This is a genomic window from Brevibacterium sp. RIT 803 (assembly GCF_016892625.1).
Taxonomy (GTDB): domain Bacteria; phylum Actinomycetota; class Actinomycetes; order Actinomycetales; family Brevibacteriaceae; genus Brevibacterium.
This window is the reverse complement of sequence record NZ_JAFEMW010000001.1, coordinates 1,358,488-1,375,898: the sequence shown is the minus strand read 5'-3', so window position 1 is coordinate 1,375,898 and position 17,411 is coordinate 1,358,488. Positions and strand designations below refer to the sequence as shown.

General features: G+C 64.0%; 14 protein-coding genes. 11 read left to right on the top strand and 3 right to left on the bottom strand.

Annotated elements, in window-relative coordinates; translation table 11 throughout:
* Position 1 precedes the first annotated feature (1 nt).
* From ssuE to JTF07_RS06170, 9 genes are all read left to right on the top strand, one after another.
* The gene (gene ssuE, locus JTF07_RS06210) at positions 2-607 is read left to right on the top strand and encodes an NADPH-dependent FMN reductase (RefSeq protein WP_204233363.1); all 606 of its coding nucleotides are present in this window, start codon (positions 2-4) and stop codon (positions 605-607) included.
* Complete coding sequence (locus JTF07_RS06205) at positions 604-1,566, top strand: LLM class flavin-dependent oxidoreductase (RefSeq protein ID WP_204233362.1); 963 nt, start codon at positions 604-606, stop codon at positions 1,564-1,566. The genes ssuE and JTF07_RS06205 overlap by 4 nt, the downstream gene beginning before the upstream one ends.
* Positions 1,559-3,724, top strand: a complete 2,166-nt coding sequence (locus tag JTF07_RS06200; RefSeq protein ID WP_204233361.1) for an FAD/NAD(P)-binding protein — start codon at positions 1,559-1,561, stop codon at positions 3,722-3,724. The genes JTF07_RS06205 and JTF07_RS06200 overlap by 8 nt, the downstream gene beginning before the upstream one ends.
* A 223-nt stretch (positions 3,725-3,947) precedes the next feature.
* A complete protein-coding gene (locus JTF07_RS06195; RefSeq protein WP_204233360.1) occupies positions 3,948-5,225 on the top strand; it encodes a trans-sulfuration enzyme family protein in 1,278 nt (425 codons plus the stop codon).
* A gap of 212 nt (positions 5,226-5,437) precedes the next feature.
* A complete protein-coding gene (locus JTF07_RS06190; RefSeq protein ID WP_204233359.1) occupies positions 5,438-7,489 on the top strand; it encodes a sensor histidine kinase in 2,052 nt (683 codons plus the stop codon).
* Positions 7,477-8,121, top strand: coding sequence for a response regulator transcription factor (locus tag JTF07_RS06185; RefSeq protein WP_009881760.1), 645 nt, complete (start codon positions 7,477-7,479; stop codon positions 8,119-8,121). The genes JTF07_RS06190 and JTF07_RS06185 overlap by 13 nt, the downstream gene beginning before the upstream one ends.
* A 1-nt stretch (position 8,122) precedes the next feature.
* Positions 8,123-9,106 (top strand): DUF4097 family beta strand repeat-containing protein, encoded by a 984-nt coding sequence (locus JTF07_RS06180; protein WP_204233358.1) that lies wholly within the window; start codon positions 8,123-8,125, stop codon positions 9,104-9,106.
* 160 nt (positions 9,107-9,266) lie between these two features.
* Positions 9,267-10,052 carry an SDR family oxidoreductase gene (locus JTF07_RS06175; protein WP_204233357.1) on the top strand — a complete coding sequence of 262 codons (786 nt, stop codon included), beginning with the start codon at positions 9,267-9,269 and terminating at the stop codon, positions 10,050-10,052.
* Between the two features lie 42 nt (positions 10,053-10,094).
* The gene (locus tag JTF07_RS06170; protein WP_204233356.1) at positions 10,095-10,634 is read left to right on the top strand and encodes a DUF421 domain-containing protein; all 540 of its coding nucleotides are present in this window, start codon (positions 10,095-10,097) and stop codon (positions 10,632-10,634) included.
* 61 nt (positions 10,635-10,695) lie between these two features.
* On the opposite strand, the gene JTF07_RS06165 is transcribed toward JTF07_RS06170, so the two are convergent.
* On the bottom strand, positions 10,696-11,649 hold the full coding sequence (locus tag JTF07_RS06165) for an amidohydrolase family protein (RefSeq protein ID WP_204233355.1): 954 nt from the start codon (positions 11,647-11,649) through the stop codon (positions 10,696-10,698).
* 129 nt (positions 11,650-11,778) lie between these two features.
* Here JTF07_RS06165 and JTF07_RS06160 point away from each other — a divergent pair, with 129 nt between their 5' ends.
* Together JTF07_RS06160 and curA are read left to right on the top strand one after the other, a co-directional pair.
* A complete protein-coding gene (locus tag JTF07_RS06160) occupies positions 11,779-12,579 on the top strand; it encodes a ribonuclease FAU-1 family protein (RefSeq protein WP_204233354.1) in 801 nt (266 codons plus the stop codon).
* A gap of 77 nt (positions 12,580-12,656) precedes the next feature.
* A complete protein-coding gene (gene curA, locus JTF07_RS06155; protein WP_204233353.1) occupies positions 12,657-13,679 on the top strand; it encodes an NADPH-dependent curcumin/dihydrocurcumin reductase in 1,023 nt (340 codons plus the stop codon).
* A 151-nt stretch (positions 13,680-13,830) separates the two neighbouring features.
* Here curA and JTF07_RS06150 read toward each other — a convergent pair whose 3' ends face one another.
* The gene (locus tag JTF07_RS06150) at positions 13,831-15,345 is read right to left on the bottom strand and encodes a rhamnulokinase (RefSeq protein ID WP_204233352.1); all 1,515 of its coding nucleotides are present in this window, start codon (positions 15,343-15,345) and stop codon (positions 13,831-13,833) included.
* An 11-nt stretch (positions 15,346-15,356) separates the two neighbouring features.
* Complete coding sequence (locus tag JTF07_RS06145) at positions 15,357-17,399, bottom strand: bifunctional aldolase/short-chain dehydrogenase (RefSeq protein ID WP_204233351.1); 2,043 nt, start codon at positions 17,397-17,399, stop codon at positions 15,357-15,359.
* Positions 17,400-17,411: the final 12 nt, after the last annotated feature.

Below are 17,411 nucleotides of genomic sequence, written 5' to 3'. Positions count from 1 at the left end.
AATGTCCCGCGTCATCCTCGTCTCATCCAGCCCCACCGAGAACTCGAAGACAGAAGCACTGCTTGAGTTCATCGCTCGCCGCCTGCGCCAGTACGGCCACAGCACCGAGATCATCAAGCTGCGTCATCTTCCCGCCGCGGCGCTGCTGAGGGCCGATGCCGCGGACGATCTCATCGCCTCAGCGCGTGCCGCGATCGAATCCTCAGACGCAGTGGTCATCGGTTCGCCCGTGTACAAGGCCAGCTATGCCGGGCTGCTCAAGGTCTTCATCGACCTGCTGCCGATGGACGCCTTCCAGGGCAAGCCAGTGCTCCCGATCCTCACCGGCGGTTCACCGGCGCACGTTCTGGCTCTGGATTTCAGCCTCAAACCACTGGTCGCGACCTTGGGCGCCAGCTCCATCGGCCGCGGACGCTTCGTCATCTCCAAGCACATCCTTCCCGCCACCGAGTCGACTCCGGCGGCCATCGACGAATCCGTCGAACGCGACATCGTCGACGCCATCGACCAGTTCGATTCGGAGCTCAAGGCCAAGGAACGAGCCTGCTCGCATGCGACGACCGAGTTCGAACCCGAGTTCACTTCGACTGAGAGGAGTGCCTCATGAGCTTCATCATCGGCACCACGATCACAGCCGATCCCCGTACCGGTCTGGCTGCGGCGAAGACTCTCGACGGACACGTCGACTTCGCACTCGTCCCGGATGCCTTCGACGGAATCGACGCCCTCGAATTCTCCTCCTGGCTTGGTCCTATCACCTCCGAACTCGGACTGATTCCCGAGGTCAGAGTCACCCACACGGAACCCTTCCACGTGGCGACCGCCTCGGCGACTCTGGACTACACGGCCCGCAGCCGTTCCGGACTCTCGATCGGAATCTCCACCAGCGACGCCGATGCCGCACTGTTCGGCCGACGCCCGGGTGCAGACTCCGCACCGGCCTGGGCAGAAGCAGCACAGATCATCGACCTCGTCCGCCGTCTGTGGGACTCGTGGGATGACGACGCAATCATCCGCGACCTGAGCACGGACCGGTACATCGAACGGGATCGGCTCCACATCGTCGACGCCCAGTTGAGAGACTCGGCCGGCACGGACTACTCCGTGCTCGGCCCCTCGATCACTCCACGACCGCCGCAGGGGCACCCGCCTATTGTGGTGAGGGCGGATGCCGACAATGCGGCGGCCGTGGAGTCCGCCGACATCGTCCTAGCCGACATCGGCGCAGGTGACACCGCCGACGTCGATAGCGCGGGCCCGAGCGTGGAGAAGCTGCGGGAACTTGTCGGTCCGCGGACTCCGGTTCTCGCTCGTCTCGCCGCCCCAACGTCCCGCAGCGAGGTGGCTCGGACGACCGATTTCGCCCTCGATCTTCAGTCCAGAGGGGCATCAGGAATCGTGTTCTCGGCCCTGCCGGAGGAACAGCTCGAGTTCAGCATCCGATTGGTCAGTGAGATTGTTCCCGCGCTCACTGCCGCCGGGCTGCGTACCCCAGCGATGTCCGGAGCCGATCTGCGCACCCGGTTGGGACTGCCCGCGGCTCACAGCCTCTACACCCATGCGTGAACTCCCACCCGATCTGCGCGCGGACCTCGTGTTCATCGGTGCCGGACCGAAGACCACTGGGATTCTCCTGGCGCTTGCAGCCACCTCGGACGCTGGCGCCGGGCGGACCGTCCACCTCATCGACCCCTATCCACCGGGTGCCGGAAGGATCTGGCGGACCGCCCAGTCGCCCCATCTGTGGATGAACTCGCGCACCGAGGACATCACGATCTTCCCCGACTCGAGCTGCACCCTCGAACGCACTCCAGTCGCTGGCCCGAGCCTGCACGAATGGATTCATGACCAGGGCCTGGAGTGCCTCGCGGCAGCTGGTCTGGGTGAAGACGCGGAGAGCCTCGATTCGCAGTCCTTCGCCTCGCGCCGCGTCCAGGGCCACTATCTCGAGTGGGCCTTCGACGTCGCGATGGAGAACCTCGCCGCCACGGTCCACATCCACCGCGCCCGCGCCGAGGTGGTCGATCGAATTCCCGTGAGTTCGAGGTCTCGTCGCTTGGGAGATCCGGACCACGATCTCCGGGACACAGGATTTCGGGACCACGACCTTCAGGGCACAGGGTTTCGGGTCGTGACGTCCGAAGGGGTCTCGATCCTGACTGACACCGTGGTCTCGGCCCAGGGACATCTCGACATGTCGCCAGCCGATGCCGATCTCGAGTTCGAACGAGTGACCGAGGGGACGGGCGCGAGCAGCAAGGGTCTCTACTATCAACGACCGGGGTACACCGCAGACATCGACTTCGGCGGCATCCCGGCAGGAGCCGATGTGCTGGCGCGCGGATTCGGCCTGGCCTTCATCGACCTCATGGTGATCCTCACCCTCGGGCGCGGAGGAGAGTTCATCGAGTGCGGCGGACGACTGCGGTACCTGTCGTCGGGTAAGGAACCCGTACTGTGGGTGGGTTCGTCTCGAGGCGTGCCCTACAGCCCGAAGCTCGGCTACAGCCGCGCCGATCTCCCGGGTGCGCCCGGGGTCGAGCTGCGCTACCTCAATACGGATCGTCTCGAGCAGCGGCCGGTCGCCACCGGGGCCCCAACCGGTGCAGCTCAGGCCGAGGGGTCTCAAATCGGTGGGCCTCATCGCGATGGGACGATCGACTTCCGCGCCGTCATCGGCCCTCTGGCCGAGCTGGAGCTCACCTATGCCCACTACGAACACGTCCTGTGGAAGCGCGGCATTTCAGATGCTGCGCTGCTCTCCGAGATCGATGACGTGGCGCAGCAGGTCCTTGACGCTGACGTGAACTCGGACCTTGCCACTGCCGCGCAGCCTGACGCTGCCTCCAGTGACGACGTGCTCGGTAGTGGACGGGCGAGCATCACGGCATCGGCGGCATCGGTGCTTGATGATCCTGCCGACCTCTTCGACCTCGATGCGATTGACAGGCCACTTGACGATGCCACCTCGCACAGCCTCGGCGAGGGAGAAGCGCTGGTCCTCGAACACATCGAAGCGCAGCTGGCTCGCAGTGCCGATCTCCACCATTCCGCGGATCTCGCGGTCTTCGAAGCTCTGGTGAAGTCGTACGTCGCCATTCGAATGCTCGTGCGGGCCGGACGAGTCAGTGCGAAGGATCGAGCACTTTATGTGGAGGGCAGTTTCCACTCGCTGTTCTCGTTCATCGGCAGCGGTCCACCGCCGTTGCGGATTCGGCAGATCATCGCCTTGCACGAGGCGGGCTTGCTGAGATTCCTCGGGCCGGGACTGAATGTGGAGGCCAGCGAGGCAGGGTTCCGTGCGACCTCAAGTGCGCACCCCGATGCCACGACGTTCACCTATTTCGTCGAAGCGCGACTGGCCAAGCAGAGCGCCGCCCGCGCATTCGATCCTGCCTTGGAGTCCCTCGGCGAGCGCGGTGCGATCCTGCTGGAATCCGGTCGTGGGGAGGCCGCCAGCCACACAAAGCTGCGCACCGATTCCCACGGCCACGCCCTCGACAAGTCCGGGCGCTCGCAGCCGGACCTGTTCCTGTTGGGCCCGGCCGTGTCGGGATCGACTGCGGAAGGATTCAGCCGCCCCCGCACGGATGCTCCGGTGTTCAGGGACAACGAAAGAATCGCCTCGGCGATCCTCGAATCATTACCGGGCAGCGAGGTCGGATTCGGGGCCGAAGCCAGGGCCGAGGCCGAGGGCTCGGAGAGGTCGCTGCTGGCCGGGTGACCGCACCCGGGTGTTGTCCCGGATGAGGCGAAAGTGCATCACCCACTCGCACCGCATGACAGGCTCTCCGGCTTCGCATGACGAAAAGTGACATCGAAAGACCCGAACATGACGGTCGGTGACATCCCAGGTCATGCACAGCGACAACGGGCTCACGAGCGGTTGAGACTGGTGGAACTTCGGCAGCGAAGTCGAAGTGTCATCAGTGAAGGAAGGACCCGCCATGAGCATCACCCAGAACGGAATCTCAACCCGCTCAGTGCATTCAGGCGCCGACCCCGAATCGCATACCGGTTCGGTTGTCGCCCCGATCTTCCAGACCTCGACCTTCATGATGGACACTCCCGGCCAGACTCGTGCCGGCTTCGACTACGCGCGCACCGGCACCCCGAATCGCAGCGACCTCGAGCAGGTGCTGTGCGAATTGGAGAACGCCTCCTTCGCAGCGGCGGTGAACTCGGGGACTTCTGCCGAGGTCGCAGTCTTCACTGCGCTGCTGGGTCCCGGCGATGAGATCATCATCCCGCGCGACATCTACGGCGGCACCTACCGGCTGCTCGTCAACGAATACGAGCGCTGGGGTGTGCGCATCCGCACCGTCGACCTCACTGACACCGAGGCGCTGGCCGCGGCGATCTCGGCCAAGACCGCGATCGTCTGGGTCGAGACCCCGAGCAATCCCGGACTCGACATCGTCGATATCGAGGAGACTGCCAAGCTCGCCCACGCTGCGAACGCCATCCTCGCAGTCGACTCCACCTTCGCCACCCCGATTCTGCAGCGCCCCATCGAGCTCGGCGCCGACGTCGTCATCCACTCGACGACGAAGTTCATCAACGGCCACTCCGACGTCATCGGCGGTGCCGTTCTCGCCGGTGACGGTTCGACCTGTCCCCGTGCTGCCGAGGTTGTCGAACGTCTCGAGTCCTACCTCGCATCCGTCGGGTTGGGCATCGCCCCCTTCGATGCGTGGCTGACTCGCCGCGGCATCAAAACCCTGCCGGTGCGCATCGCCAAGCACTGTGAGAACGCGCAGGCCGTGGCGCAGTGGTTGGAGAGCCGCCCCGAGATCGCTGAGGTGTATTACCCAGGTCTGTCATCTCACCCGGGCCATGAGGTCGCGAAGAAGCAGATGAGCGGCTTCGGGGGAGTGGTCTCGTTCCGCACCGACACCGAGGCAAGAGCTCTGTCGCTGGTGAAGAGCACGAAGCTCATCACCCTGGCCGAATCGCTCGGCGGAGTTGAGTCCCTCATCGATCATCCTGCGACCATGACGCATCTGGCAGTCGCCGACTGCGAACTCAGCGTCTCACCGACGTTCATCCGACTGTCCCTGGGCATCGAAGACATCGCCGACATCCTCGCCGACCTCGAATCGGCGCTCGCCGCGGCCGCGCAGGCTCCGGACGGCGTGAGCTCCGACGTGGAGGTGCTGGGTGCGGAGGTTCCAGTTGCGGACCCCGCACCGTCAACTCTTCACCACCCTGTTGCAACGGTATGAATTGATGCGCGCAGTGCCACGCGCAGTGCCAGAGGTGGCGCGTGGAGTTGTGGGTAGGATTCACACCTGGCGGTGCGTGGTGGGGCGGTATGAATCGCAGCTAGCGGTGCGTGGCGCGTGTGTGCGTGGTCACGGGTCGTGGGGAAAACCCGACGCAGGGTAGGCGGTCAACGTGCTGTCGGCAGCTTGTCGACTCCCGTAGCGTTATTGCTATGAGTGAGAACACCCCCACGAACCCACACGAATCGGAGCCGCAGAGCGACGATTCCCCGGGGTCCCAGACACCAGAAGCAGCGCCGGAATCGGATAGGCCAATCGGCGCCGAGGCGATCGTCAACGCACCCCCGACCGCAGAGACTCCCGTGGCTGCGGAGACCCCCGAGGCCGACGAATCCGCAGACCGCTCCGAGCCATCGGTGAGCGGCGCAGCCGACGAGTCCGCAGACACACCGTTGGCGACGGAGGCAGGACAGTTTCGGACGGCGCCCATGGATATGGAGGTTCCCTTCAGCCGTGGTGCCACTCAGCAATACGGATCGGCAGTGCAGCACGGATCGGCGCACGACCAGGAATCGCCGGCGACTGACCTACCAACGCAGCAGTACACGCAGGCCCATCCCCAGACCCGCGTGATGAATGCGAACTCCACTCAGGGGTTCTCGCAGCAAACACCCTCACAGCACCCCACTCAGGCGTACCCGTCCCAGAGCACCCACTCCTCCGGACCTGGCAATCTCCAGCAACAGGGCGCACTCCAACAGCCCGGCACCCTGCAGCAGCCCGGCTACCAGCCGCGCACCTACTCCACCCAGCAGTACAGCCCGCAGCAGGGCCAGCACCCCAACCAGTTCGCTGCGCCCGTGCCCGGGGCCAACGGCCAGATGCCGATGCAGCCGGTGCCGCCACCTCGGCGGAAGAAGCCGAAGTCGGAGAACGTCACGTACGCACCTGCGACCGGGGCGATGCCGCTGACGCGTGAGGAAGGCACCGAGATTCCCGCCGACGGTCCGATCGAATGGCCGCAGAAGCGAGTCGGGATCGTCGGCGTCGCGAACCTCGTGCTCTCCGCCGTGATGGCTGTGGTCTGGGCCTGGATCCCGCTCGGGCTGCTGTTCACCGGCTTCGGCGGAATCTTCGCCCTCGGCCTCGGTGTGCTCGCACTCGTTGCCTGGGTCGTCGTCCAACAGGGCGCGAATGTGTTCGAACGTTACAGGGCCGAACTCATCTACGGCGACCGGATCCCGGTCCCGAAGATCGAACGCAGCACCCGAGAATCCGCCTTCGGCCGCTTCTTCCACAACCGCTGGCTGCACGTGAAGTCCGGGTCCTTCTGGCGATCGACCGCCCACCACTACGTGAAGATGCTGCTCGGCGCGATCATCGTCGGCGGCACCATCGCCGGCATCTGCGGGGCAATCATCGGCATCTTCAGCGCCATCAATCCTGAGGGCATCACCGACTTCTTCTTCCGTGGCACCACCGGTGGGCTGGGTCGCACCGGCATCGCCATCGGTTCCCTCATCGTCCTCGCCAGCTCACTGGCGATCCTATGGTTCGCCCCGTACCTCGACAGGGCACTCGACCGCAGCCTCCTGCCACCGGCACGCACCGCCGCCCTGCAGGCCGAGGTCACCGATCTCGACCGGGCCCGCATGGCCGGAATCGAAGCCGCGGGTGCGGAGCGACTGCGCATCGAACGCGACCTCCACGACGGAGCCCAGCCGCGCCTCGTCGCCCTGAGCATGACACTGGGCATGGCGAAGTCGAAGATCGACAAGGATCCAGAACGCGCCAAAGAGCTCGTCTCCGAAGCTCACGCAGAGGCGAAGGGCATCGTCAATGAACTCCGCCAACTGGCACGTGGAATCCACCCTGCTGTGCTCACAGACCGCGGCCTCGACGCAGCCGTCTCCGCATTGGCCGGACGCTCGACGATTCCCGTCGAGGTCGACGTTCGACTCGCTGGGCGAATCGATCGGGAGGCCGAAGCCGTGGCGTACTTCGTCGTCGCCGAGTGCCTGACGAACATCGCCAAACACTCGGGTGCCACACATGCTCGAGTCTTCATCGCTCCGATCGAGGCCGGCCTGCAGATCGTCGTCACCGACAACGGTCAGGGCGGTGCGCGCATCGATCGTTCGGGCCGCCACACCGGGATCGCCGGATTGGTCGATCGCGTCGAAGCCGCTCGTGGGACACTGAACCTGACCAGCCCCGCAGGTGGGCCAACTACTGTTGTTGTGGAGGTGCCATGCGCATCGTAATTGCCGAAGACTCTGCAATCTTGCGAGCCGGACTCGAGAGGCTTCTGGTCGATGCCGGGCATGAAGTGATCGCCGCCGTCCCCGATGCCAACGAGCTCCTGGCGACGGTCCACAATACTCCGCCGGACCTCGCCATCATCGACGTGCGCATGCCGCCGACGTTCACCGACGAAGGCATCCGCGCAGCAGTCCTCATCCGCAAGCAGAACCCCGACGTCAAGGTGCTCGTGTTCAGCCAGTACGTGGAGGAGCAGTACGCATCCGAACTCATCGCTGAGAACACCGGTGGCTTCGGATACCTGCTCAAGGACCGGGTCGCCGATGTCGAGGACTTCCTCGCCGCAGTCGACGAGGTCGCCTCCGGCGGCACGGTCCTCGACCCCGAGGTCGTCTCGCAGATCCTCGTGCGCACACGCAAGAAAGACGGGCTCTCAACCCTGAGTCCGCGCGAACTCGAAGTCCTCCAGCTCATGGCCGAGGGCAAATCGAATGCCGCAATCGCCCGCACCCTCTACCTCAGCGCCGGAGCAGTAGAGAAGCACATCAGTTCGGTGTTCACCAAGTTCGGCCTCACCGCCGACACCTCGGACAACCGACGCATCCTCGCCGTCCTCACATTCCTCGGAGCATAGAATGCCTGCCACAGTCCACGTCAGCGAATCCACCCGCGCGAGCATGCGAGTGATCATCACAATCGCCGCGCTCGTCGTCCTCCTCGTCCCGATCGCCTTCAGCGTCGCGCACGGAGCCTCTCGTCTGAACTACGCGAAGCTCGACGTCATGAAGCCGCTGTCGACCTCGGTCACGGATCTGAAGTTCCTCCTCGAGACCACCGCATCAGTGACCGTCAAGACCACCGAGACCGATGAGCCGACTGTCCGGCTCACCGCCACCGGGCCCCGCGACGAAGCACCGACGCTGCAGGTGCGAGGAGCCGGGGACTCGTCGACAGTGTCCGTCGACGATCAGCGGAACCTCGAGAATGCCCAGATCGAGGTCACTCTTCCCGCCAAGACCTCGAAGGAGATGAAACTCGACTTCAACGGCGGCTACGGTGCCATCGACATCGTGGGTGACTACCAGGAGATCGTCGCGAAGACAGATGGCGGCGCAGTCGATGTCAGCGGCTCGGCTGAGCGTCTGCAGACGTCGACCGACTACGGAATGACTGACCTGAGGGGGACTTTCGACACCATCGAATCCAAGACCGGTGTGGGCACACTCAACGGTTCGAATCTCAACGTTCGCGATCACGTCGACGCGGTGACCTCGACAGGAACGATCGATCTCGACTTCTCCAACGACATGGTTCCGATGTCCGGGATCGTTGCCAAGGCCGACGAAGGCACGATCGACATCCGCCTGCCGCGCTTGGACCTGGCCCAGGAGAGGATGGCCGCCGAGGCCGCCGGTTCCAAGGATGACGACGGCAGTGCCGCTGACGCCAAGGACCTGTTCTACAGCATCAACGCGAACTCGAATGAGGGGAGCGTGGATCTGGCCAGGGACCTCAAGAAGTACGACGCTGCGAGGGCCTCGAAGGGTGCCGAGGGCAAAACGGTCATCCCTGTCTCCGCGAGCGCCGACATGGGTACGATCACCATCGAGCAGAACTAGGCCAGGAGAAACTGGCGACAGCGAGACGGGAATCAGCAGAACTAGACTGGTGCCTACGGTGCCCGTCGGTGCAACCGCCGGCGGGCACCGCCATCCGCCCACCTGTCGACGGGCCGTGTGACTCGCGCACTCGCCGATCCACCGAACTCAGGGATGAGACATGCAGATCACCATCTATGGAGCCACTGGAACCTTCGGTCGCCGACTCACGGCACACCTTCGTGAGAGCGGCCACTCAGTGATCGCCGCTCACCGCGGGATCGGCGTCGATACTTATCAGGGGGAAGGCGTCACTGAGGCGGCGGAAGGCAGCGATGTCCTCGTCGACTGCGTCAATTTCATGACGAACAACCGCCACAAGGCGCTCGACTTCTTCTCCCGCAGCTCACGCTCGATCGCCATGGCGGCGGCGGAGAACCCAGGGGCCGCGATGGTGTGTCTGTCCATTGCCTTCCGACCCGAGGTCGCCCAGTCCAAGCTGCTCGGCTACTACCAAGCCAAAGAGCTCCAGGAGCGGGTCTACCGCAGACTGATCCCCGCCGACCAGCTGCTGATGTTCCGATCGACCCAATGGTTCGAGCTTGTTGACACAGTGACGTTCACCGCGGGGCCGGTGGCGTTCGTGCCGAAGATGCGAGTCCAGGCCCTGGCCGCGGACGAAGCCGCCCGGATGATGTCCGAGGCCATCGATGCAGGAGAACGCGGAACCATCGAGGTCGCGGGCCCCGAGGTCAGCGACTTCCCGACGATGGCCCGCAGGATTGCGGCGGCCGACGCAGACTCGGCCGTGAGTGTCGGAGCAGGTCCGAGTGGCGGATCCCGTACGAGGGTTGTTCCGAAGATCGTGCCGATCCCGATCCCAGGACCGATGTCCGGCAATGGCCTCATCCCGGATTCGCCGAGGCTCTCGACCGTCACGGTCGATGAATGGATCCGTTCCCGCTGAGCTGCAGGCATGAAGTTGTAGTATCCAGTCGGGAGGAAATACATGGACTGGCTGGAATTCGGACTCGACGGCATCGATGTGGTGAGGATCGTCGTATCCTGCATTGCCTTCTACCTCGGCATCATTATTCTCGTCCGCGTTTTCGGCCAACGGACCCTCGCGAGCCTCTCGAGTTTCGACCTCGCCGCCATCATCGCCTTGGGTGCGATCATCGGTCGTTCGATCCTCGGTGACACTCCGACCCTCATTGCTGGTCTCCTGGCCTTGGCCACCCTGCTGATCCTCCAGGCTCTGACCGGAAAGGCTCGCCGCTTCCACCGCATCGCAGGCATCGTCAACAGTCCCGCGATTGTACTCATGGCTGGCAGCGAGCTGCTGACCGACAACCTTGCCAGGGCCCATGTCGACCCCGCCGAAGTGTATTCGAAGCTGCGAATGGCAGGAATCCGACAGCGCGCCGAGGTGGCATGCGTGATCCTCGAACCTACAGGTCAGATCAGCGTCACCCGGAGAGGGGCGCCGATCGATGACGAGATGCTGCGAGGCGTCATCGGAGCGGAGCGAATTCCCCGCGAGAGCTGAACCCTGCGGCCACGCAGAGACTGAGATCTCTGCCGCTCAGCCGTCGAACCCGAGGACCCGCTCAGCCATCGAGCCCGAGGATCCGCGCACCATTGCGCCACAACACCGAGCGCATCCAATCATCGCCGAGGTCGAGCTCTGCCAGCCCCGAGATCTGATCCGCATAGGGGTAGGGAATATTCGGGAAGTCCGAGCCGAGGATGATCTTGTCCTGCAGACCAGCCAAGCGTTCACGGTACGCCGGGTCCACCTCAGCGGGGGAGGAGAAGAACCCTGACACGTACATCGTCGTGTCCAGGTGGACTCCGTTGTAATCCTCGGCGAGGCTGGCGAAGGCATCGTATTCGGGCATGCCCATGTGGGCGATGACGAAGCGCAGGGACGGGAACCGCTTAAGGACCTTCGCCACCGCCTGCGGACCGGTGTAGGTGCCGGGCAGCGGCTCGGAGCCGGCGTGGATGACGATGGGCACCTGCGCTTCGGCAAGCGCCGCCCACGCCCGATCGAGCACAGGGTCATCGGGGGAGAAGCCACCCACCTGGATATGGACCTTGAACAGTCCGGCCCCGGCCGCCAGTGCCTCGGGGACGTAGTCGGCGGATTCCGGCTCCGCGTACAGGGTTGCGCAGTGGATGACATCTTCGTGGGCGGCGGCGAACTCACGATTCCACTCATTGAGCCAGGCGGCCATGCCTGGTTTGTGCGGATAGGTCAGAGCCGGGATCGCACGGACGCCCAGGTCACGGACGATCTGGAGGCGGGTCTCCGTGCCATAGCGGTAGTGGATCGGCCACGGATAGCCATAACTGGCTTCGGCGGCGTCGAAGTATGCCCACACCTTGTCGAGGACGTTGGTCGGCAGGAAGTGGATGTGGATGTCGGCGAGGCCGGGGATGCCCAGCGCCTCGAGGTAGCCCGGAATGTCGGCATCGGTGCGCGGCGGGGTATGCGACGGTGTGGTCGCCTCGCTGCGATGAGTCGCGTCCTTGCGATCGGGAAGTGTGAAGTCGTCCATGCCCACCACCTTAGGCGGTGGCCGCTGAGCGGGCTGAAGCGGCGGGCAGCGGCTCGGCTGTATCGGTGCCTGAGAAGCGGGCTCGTGTGTGTCCAGCCCTCACTCATGACATGAACTTAGACTGCCTTTATGGAGTTCACCGATCCGTACGAGATCGACGTCCCACCCGGTACACGTCGCGTGGGTGAGGGGCCCTTCTGGACGCCCGGCGATACCGTGACGTGGTTGTTTCGACGATTCGATTTCGACCGCGACCACGCCGAGGTGCGCCGACCGATGCGTGTGATCGAGGACGGGCAGGCCGGTGCCGTGCTGTGGATGGCCGGAGGCACCGAGACCGTCGACACGAGGATCGTCGGATGGGAGGATTCGAATCCCCACGACGTTCCGCTGAAGGATCGTTTTCGCCCGCCGGCCGAGGCGCCTCGACGGATCAAGGCGCCCGGCAGCTGGCGCGGGCTCGGGGTGCTCAAGATCGTCCCGCCCGGAGTTCCATTCTCCGTGTGGGTGCTGCTCAAACCGGCTGTCGATGGCACAGTTCGTGCGGATTGGTATGTCAACCTCGAAGCCACCCATCGCCGCACGAGTGTTGCCCTGTACACCAGCGATCACATCCTCGATATCACGTTCCCCGTCGAGAGCATGCCGTTGCACAATACGGACGGCCTCAACCCGAACGGGGCGGTGTTCAAAGACGTCGACGAGCTCGCCGCCGCAGCGAACTACGGTGCTTGGCCGCGAGAGTGGACGGACATCATCCGGAGCAATGGTGCGAAGCTGCTTGACCACCTCGGCGAGTTCACCTGGGCATTCGATTCGAAGTGGGAGACGATGGCACGCAGCCTGGTGTCGCGGACGACAACGAATTCTTCGCAGAATCAGGAACATCAGCGGATTCGAAGTGGTTGCTACACCAAGGACTGGATCTGAACACTACAGTTTCAGCCCGCAGACCAGCAGCGACCGTGCGCAGACAGTGCACGGCGTCGATGAAAGGAATCATGTCCATGACGACTAACCACCGGATTCTCCTAAACTCCCGACCAGTAGGAACACCTACTGCTGAGAACTACCTGCTCGACGAGGTAGAACTGCCGAAGCCGCAGGACGGTGAGGTTCTGCTCCGGACCCTGTACCTCTCACTCGACCCTTATATGCGCGGTCGGATGTCGGATGCGAAGTCCTATGCGAAGCCGGTTGAGGTCGGCGATGTCATGGTTGGCGCCACAGTCTCAGAAGTCGTCGAATCGAACTCGTCAGACTTCTCCACCGGAGACACAGTCCTCGGCTACGGCGGATGGCAGGAGTACTCCGTTGAGAAGGCTGCATACCTGCGCCGCCTCGATCCCGAAGTCGCCCCCGTCAGCACCGCGTTGGGTGTGCTGGGCATGCCTGGCTTCACCGCATACGCAGGACTCCTTGAGATCGGGCGCCCGCAGGAAGGCGAGACTGTGGCCGTCGCTGCTGCTACCGGCCCCGTCGGCTCCGTCGTCGGCCAGATCGCGAAGATCAAGGGCGCGAAGGCCGTCGGCATCGCTGGCGGACCCGACAAGGTCGCCCACCTGGGCGAGCTCGGCTTTGATGTGGCGCTTGACCACAGGACGGGCAACCTCAAGGACGAACTCAAAGAATCGGTGCCACAGGGCATCGACGTCTACTTCGAGAATGTCGGCGGAGACGTGTTCAAGGCCGTGCTGCCACGTCTGAACACCTACGCACGCGTACCCGTCTGCGGACTCGTCGCCAACTACAACCTCACCGAACTGCCTGAGGGCCCCGACCGTTCGGGTGCGCTCATGGGCAACATTCTGACGAGGTCACTCAACGTGCGTGGGTTCATCCAGACCGAATTCGTCGAGAAGCATCACGAGAACTTCCTGAACGACATGAGCGGCTGGGTCAAGGAAGGAAAGGTCCGCTACCGCGAGGACATTCGCCCGGGCCTGGACAAGACACCCGAGTACTTCAACGATCTGCTCGCTGGCCGCAACTTCGGCAAGATGGTCGTGGCCGTCGGCGCCGAGAGCTGAGGCAGCTCCACGGCGCTGCGGGCAACACCACGGCGCTGCGGGCAACACCAACAGTCGGTAAGTTCTAGTCGAAAATCACACGAGATTCGACCAGAACTTACCGACTGTTTCAGTTTCAGGCCATAGTTCGAGTTCGAATGTCGCTGCTGGGTCAGGTCGTTTCAGGCAGGTACTCCGTGACAGGAAACGACCGCCGCACGATCTCACGCAGATCCGACAATGAGGCGTCCTCCTCGACTAGGCCCATGGTTCGGGCCTGGACGAGGAGGTTGCCGATCGCGGTCGCTTCGACTGGTCCGGCTACAACGGGGCGGCGCGTCCGGTTCGCTGTCAACTGGCACAGCAATGCGTTCTGCGATCCGCCTCCGACGACGTGGATGGTGTCGACGGCAGTCTTGGCCAACGCCTCGGCGGTGTCGATGGTGCGGGAGTAGGCCTCGGCCAGGGATTCGAGAATGCACCGCACCACCTCGGCGGGGGACTCGGGTGGCCGCAGGTCGTGGTCCGTGTACCATTCTGCAATCCTGCTGGGCATGTCACCAGGTGGAAGGAACCGCGCATCGGCGGGATCGAACACCTCGAAATGGAACTTCACGGCCCCGGCATCTGCGAGCAGCGTCTGGAGGTCGGCACTGCGCTGTGCGTCGTTCGAATCGGCCTGCCAATGGCGCATCGATTCACTGAGCAACCACAGGCCCGAGACGTTTGTGAGGAATCGGACGGTGTCATCGACTCCGCCTTCGTTCGTGAAGTTCGCTTCCCGGGCCGCGCCCGAGAGCACTGGTTCGTCCAGTTCAAGGCCCACCAAGGACCAGGTTCCACTCGAAATGTAGGCCGATCGTTTCGATGAGAAGGGAACTGCCACCACCGCCGAGGCGGTGTCGTGGGACCCCACGGCCGTGACCTGGACGTCATGATCTGCTCCCAGCCGTCGTGCAGTCGCGTCGGTGATGTGTCCGATGGCTTCACCGGATCGGACGATTGGTGGCAGAAGGTCCCGTGTGAGTCCGAGTTCGTCGAGCAGTTCGGTGTCCCAAGCTCGCGTTGTGACCGAGAGCAGTCCTGTTGTCGACGCATTCGTCATCTCTGCATACGATCGTCCTGTCAGCCAGTAGGCAAGCAGGTCGGGAATGAGCAGAACCTCATCGGCCAGGGCGAGGAATCCGGTCTCTGATTCCACTGCCAGTTGGAACATAGTGTTGAAGTCGAGATGTTGAAGACCATTGCGTTCGAACAGCTCAGTGGGAGCGACCCGGGAATGGACGAGCTCAACCCCTCGCGCTGTTCGCTCGTCGCGGTAGTGATGCGGGGATCCGAGCAGTCGACCCTTGCGCAGCAGACCGTAGTCAACGGCCCAGGAGTCGATTCCGATGCTGATCAGACCGGGAGCGATTTGCGCGGCTTCCCGCAGTCCGTCCTGAACCGCCGCGAACAGGGAGTGGATGTTCCAGTACAGCCTCTCACCATTGCCTACATCCCCGTCGTGGTCAGGAACGCGCGCTTCGCCGTTGACCTCCAACAGCGCGAGCGGCGTATTCGGAAACCGTGCCACGTGCTTCATCCGCAGCACGCCGTCTTCGAACCCGCCGAGGATCACGCGGCCGCTGGTCGCTCCGAGGTCAACGGCCGCCAACTTGAAGGTCGTTGAGTCGTCATTGTGGTCCATCAGCCCACCACTCAGCGCAGGAAGGCCGCGGCCACGCCGGCGTCGACCGGCACGTGCAGTCCGGTCGTGTGCGAGAAGTCGTCGGTGCACAGCGCGTAGACGGCATTCGCCACGTTCTCCGGGACCACTTCACGGCCGAGGATCGTGCGCTTGGCATAGAACTTTCCCAGGTCCTTCTCTTCAACGCCGTAGGTCTTCGCGCGCTGGGCTCCCCATCCTCCGGCGAAGATTCCCGAACCGCGGACCACCCCGTCGGGGTTGATCCCGTTGACCCTGATTCCGTGCTCGCCGAGCTCGGCCGCGAGCAGCCTTACCTGATGTGCCTGATCGGCCTTGGTCGCGGAATAGGCAATGTTGTTGGGGCCAGCGAACACAGAGTTCTTCGACGAGATGTAGACGATGTCGCCTCCGAGCCCCTGGTCGACGAGGATCTTTGCGGCGTTCTTCGACACCAGGAACGATCCTTTCGCCATGACATCATGCTGGAGGTCCCAGTCCTTCTCCGTCGTTTCGAACAGGGATTTGGACAGGGACAGTCCGGCATTGTTGACGATCAGGTCGACTCCACCGAAGGCAAGCACCGCCTCGGCGAGGGCCGCCTGCACACCGGCTTCATCGGAGACGTCTGCGGCCACGCCGACGGCGACATCGGCCGTTCCCAGTTCGGCCGCCACTGCTTCCGCCTTGCCCCGGTCGAGGTCCGCGATGACGACACAGGCACCCTCGGCCGAGAGTCGGGTGGCGATGGCCTTGCCGATTCCACTCGCAGCTCCGGTGACGAAGGCGACTCGTGAGGCGAGCGGCTTAGGTGCGGGTCTGCGCTTGAGTTTGGCCTCTTCGAGCGCCCAGTACTCGATGCGGAACTTCTCCGCCTCGGAGATCGGCGCGTAGCTGGAGAGGGCTTCCGCCCCGCGCATGACATTGATGGCGTTGACGTAGAACTCACCGGCCACGCGTGCCGTCTGTTTGTCGGGCCCGTAGGAGAACATTCCGACACCGGGGACCAGGACGATTGCTGGGTCGGCCCCGCGCATCGCAGGCGAATCGGCATCCGCGTGACGCTCGTAATAGGAGCGGTAGTCCTCCCTGTAGGCGGCATGGAGATCAGGCAGGGTCGCAATGACTTCCTCCGCCGAGGCGCTCGCCGGCAGGTCGATGACCAGCGGCTTGACCTTGGTCCGCAGGAAATGATCGGGGCAGCTCGTGCCCAGTTCGGCCAATGCGCCCAGCTTCTGCCCGGCGAGGAACTCGAGGACGGGCTCGGAGTCCGTGAAGTGACCGACCATGGTTCTGTCCGCTGAGGCGATGGCCCGCAGGTGCGGTGCCAGGGCAGCGGCCTTGGACCTGCGTTCGGATTCGGGCAGAGCCGTGAAGCCTGGACGGGCCGTTCCGAAGGGTTCAGGCCGACCATAGTCGTCGATGTACTGTGCAGCGGTGTCGATGATCCACCGCGAGTTGGCCTCTGATTCCGACGAGGAGTCTCCCCATGCGGTGATCCCGTGACCGCCGAGGATGGTTCCGACGGCCTGTGGATTGTCGCGTCTGATCGCGGCGATGTCGAGTCCGAGTTGGAAGCCGGGACGTCGCCAGGGCACCCAGACGACTCTGTCGCCGAAGATCTGCTTCGTCAGTTCTGCCCCGTCGGCCGCCGTAGCGATGGCGATGCCCGAGTCGGGGTGGAGATGATCGACGTGGGCGGCGTCGACGAGCCCGTGCATGGCGGTGTCGATGGAAGGTGCGGCACCGCCCTTGCCATGGAGTGTGTAGTTGAAGGCCGCCACCATCTCATCTTCACGGTCGAGCCCGGGATAGGTGCCGACCATCGCCTGCAGACGGTCGAGGCGGAGCACGGCCAATCCCTCGGGCGTCAGCGTTCCCAGGTCCCCGCCTGAACCCTTGACCCACAGCAGCTCGACGGTCTCACCGGTCACCGGATCGAGGTCGCTGCCCTTGGCGGAGGTGTTTCCTCCGGCGAAGTTCGTATTGCGTCGATCGGAGCCCAATGAGTTGGAGCGTCGGACGAGCTCAGTCACCGTGGGGTTGGTCGTGGTCATGTCTCTCCTCGG

Excerpts from the sequence above, each read along its gene's own strand:
- JTF07_RS06150 (WP_204233352.1), bottom strand. The coding sequence starts at position 15,345 with ATGGACCACAATGACGACTCAACGACCTTCAAGTTGGCGGCCGTTGAC.
- JTF07_RS06195 (WP_204233360.1), top strand. The coding sequence starts at position 3,948 with ATGAGCATCACCCAGAACGGAATCTCAACCCGCTCAGTGCATTCAGGC.
- JTF07_RS06180 (WP_204233358.1), top strand. The coding sequence starts at position 8,123 with ATGCCTGCCACAGTCCACGTCAGCGAATCCACCCGCGCGAGCATGCGA.
- JTF07_RS06160 (WP_204233354.1), top strand. The coding sequence starts at position 11,779 with ATGGAGTTCACCGATCCGTACGAGATCGACGTCCCACCCGGTACACGT.
- JTF07_RS06170 (WP_204233356.1), top strand. The coding sequence starts at position 10,095 with ATGGACTGGCTGGAATTCGGACTCGACGGCATCGATGTGGTGAGGATC.
- curA (WP_204233353.1), top strand. The coding sequence starts at position 12,657 with ATGACGACTAACCACCGGATTCTCCTAAACTCCCGACCAGTAGGAACA.
- JTF07_RS06165 (WP_204233355.1), bottom strand. The coding sequence starts at position 11,649 with ATGGACGACTTCACACTTCCCGATCGCAAGGACGCGACTCATCGCAGC.
- JTF07_RS06145 (WP_204233351.1), bottom strand. The coding sequence starts at position 17,399 with ATGACCACGACCAACCCCACGGTGACTGAGCTCGTCCGACGCTCCAAC.
- ssuE (WP_204233363.1), top strand. The coding sequence starts at position 2 with ATGTCCCGCGTCATCCTCGTCTCATCCAGCCCCACCGAGAACTCGAAG.
- JTF07_RS06185 (WP_009881760.1), top strand. The coding sequence starts at position 7,477 with ATGCGCATCGTAATTGCCGAAGACTCTGCAATCTTGCGAGCCGGACTC.
- JTF07_RS06175 (WP_204233357.1), top strand. The coding sequence starts at position 9,267 with ATGCAGATCACCATCTATGGAGCCACTGGAACCTTCGGTCGCCGACTC.
- JTF07_RS06205 (WP_204233362.1), top strand. The coding sequence starts at position 604 with ATGAGCTTCATCATCGGCACCACGATCACAGCCGATCCCCGTACCGGT.
- JTF07_RS06200 (WP_204233361.1), top strand. The coding sequence starts at position 1,559 with ATGCGTGAACTCCCACCCGATCTGCGCGCGGACCTCGTGTTCATCGGT.
- JTF07_RS06190 (WP_204233359.1), top strand. The coding sequence starts at position 5,438 with ATGAGTGAGAACACCCCCACGAACCCACACGAATCGGAGCCGCAGAGC.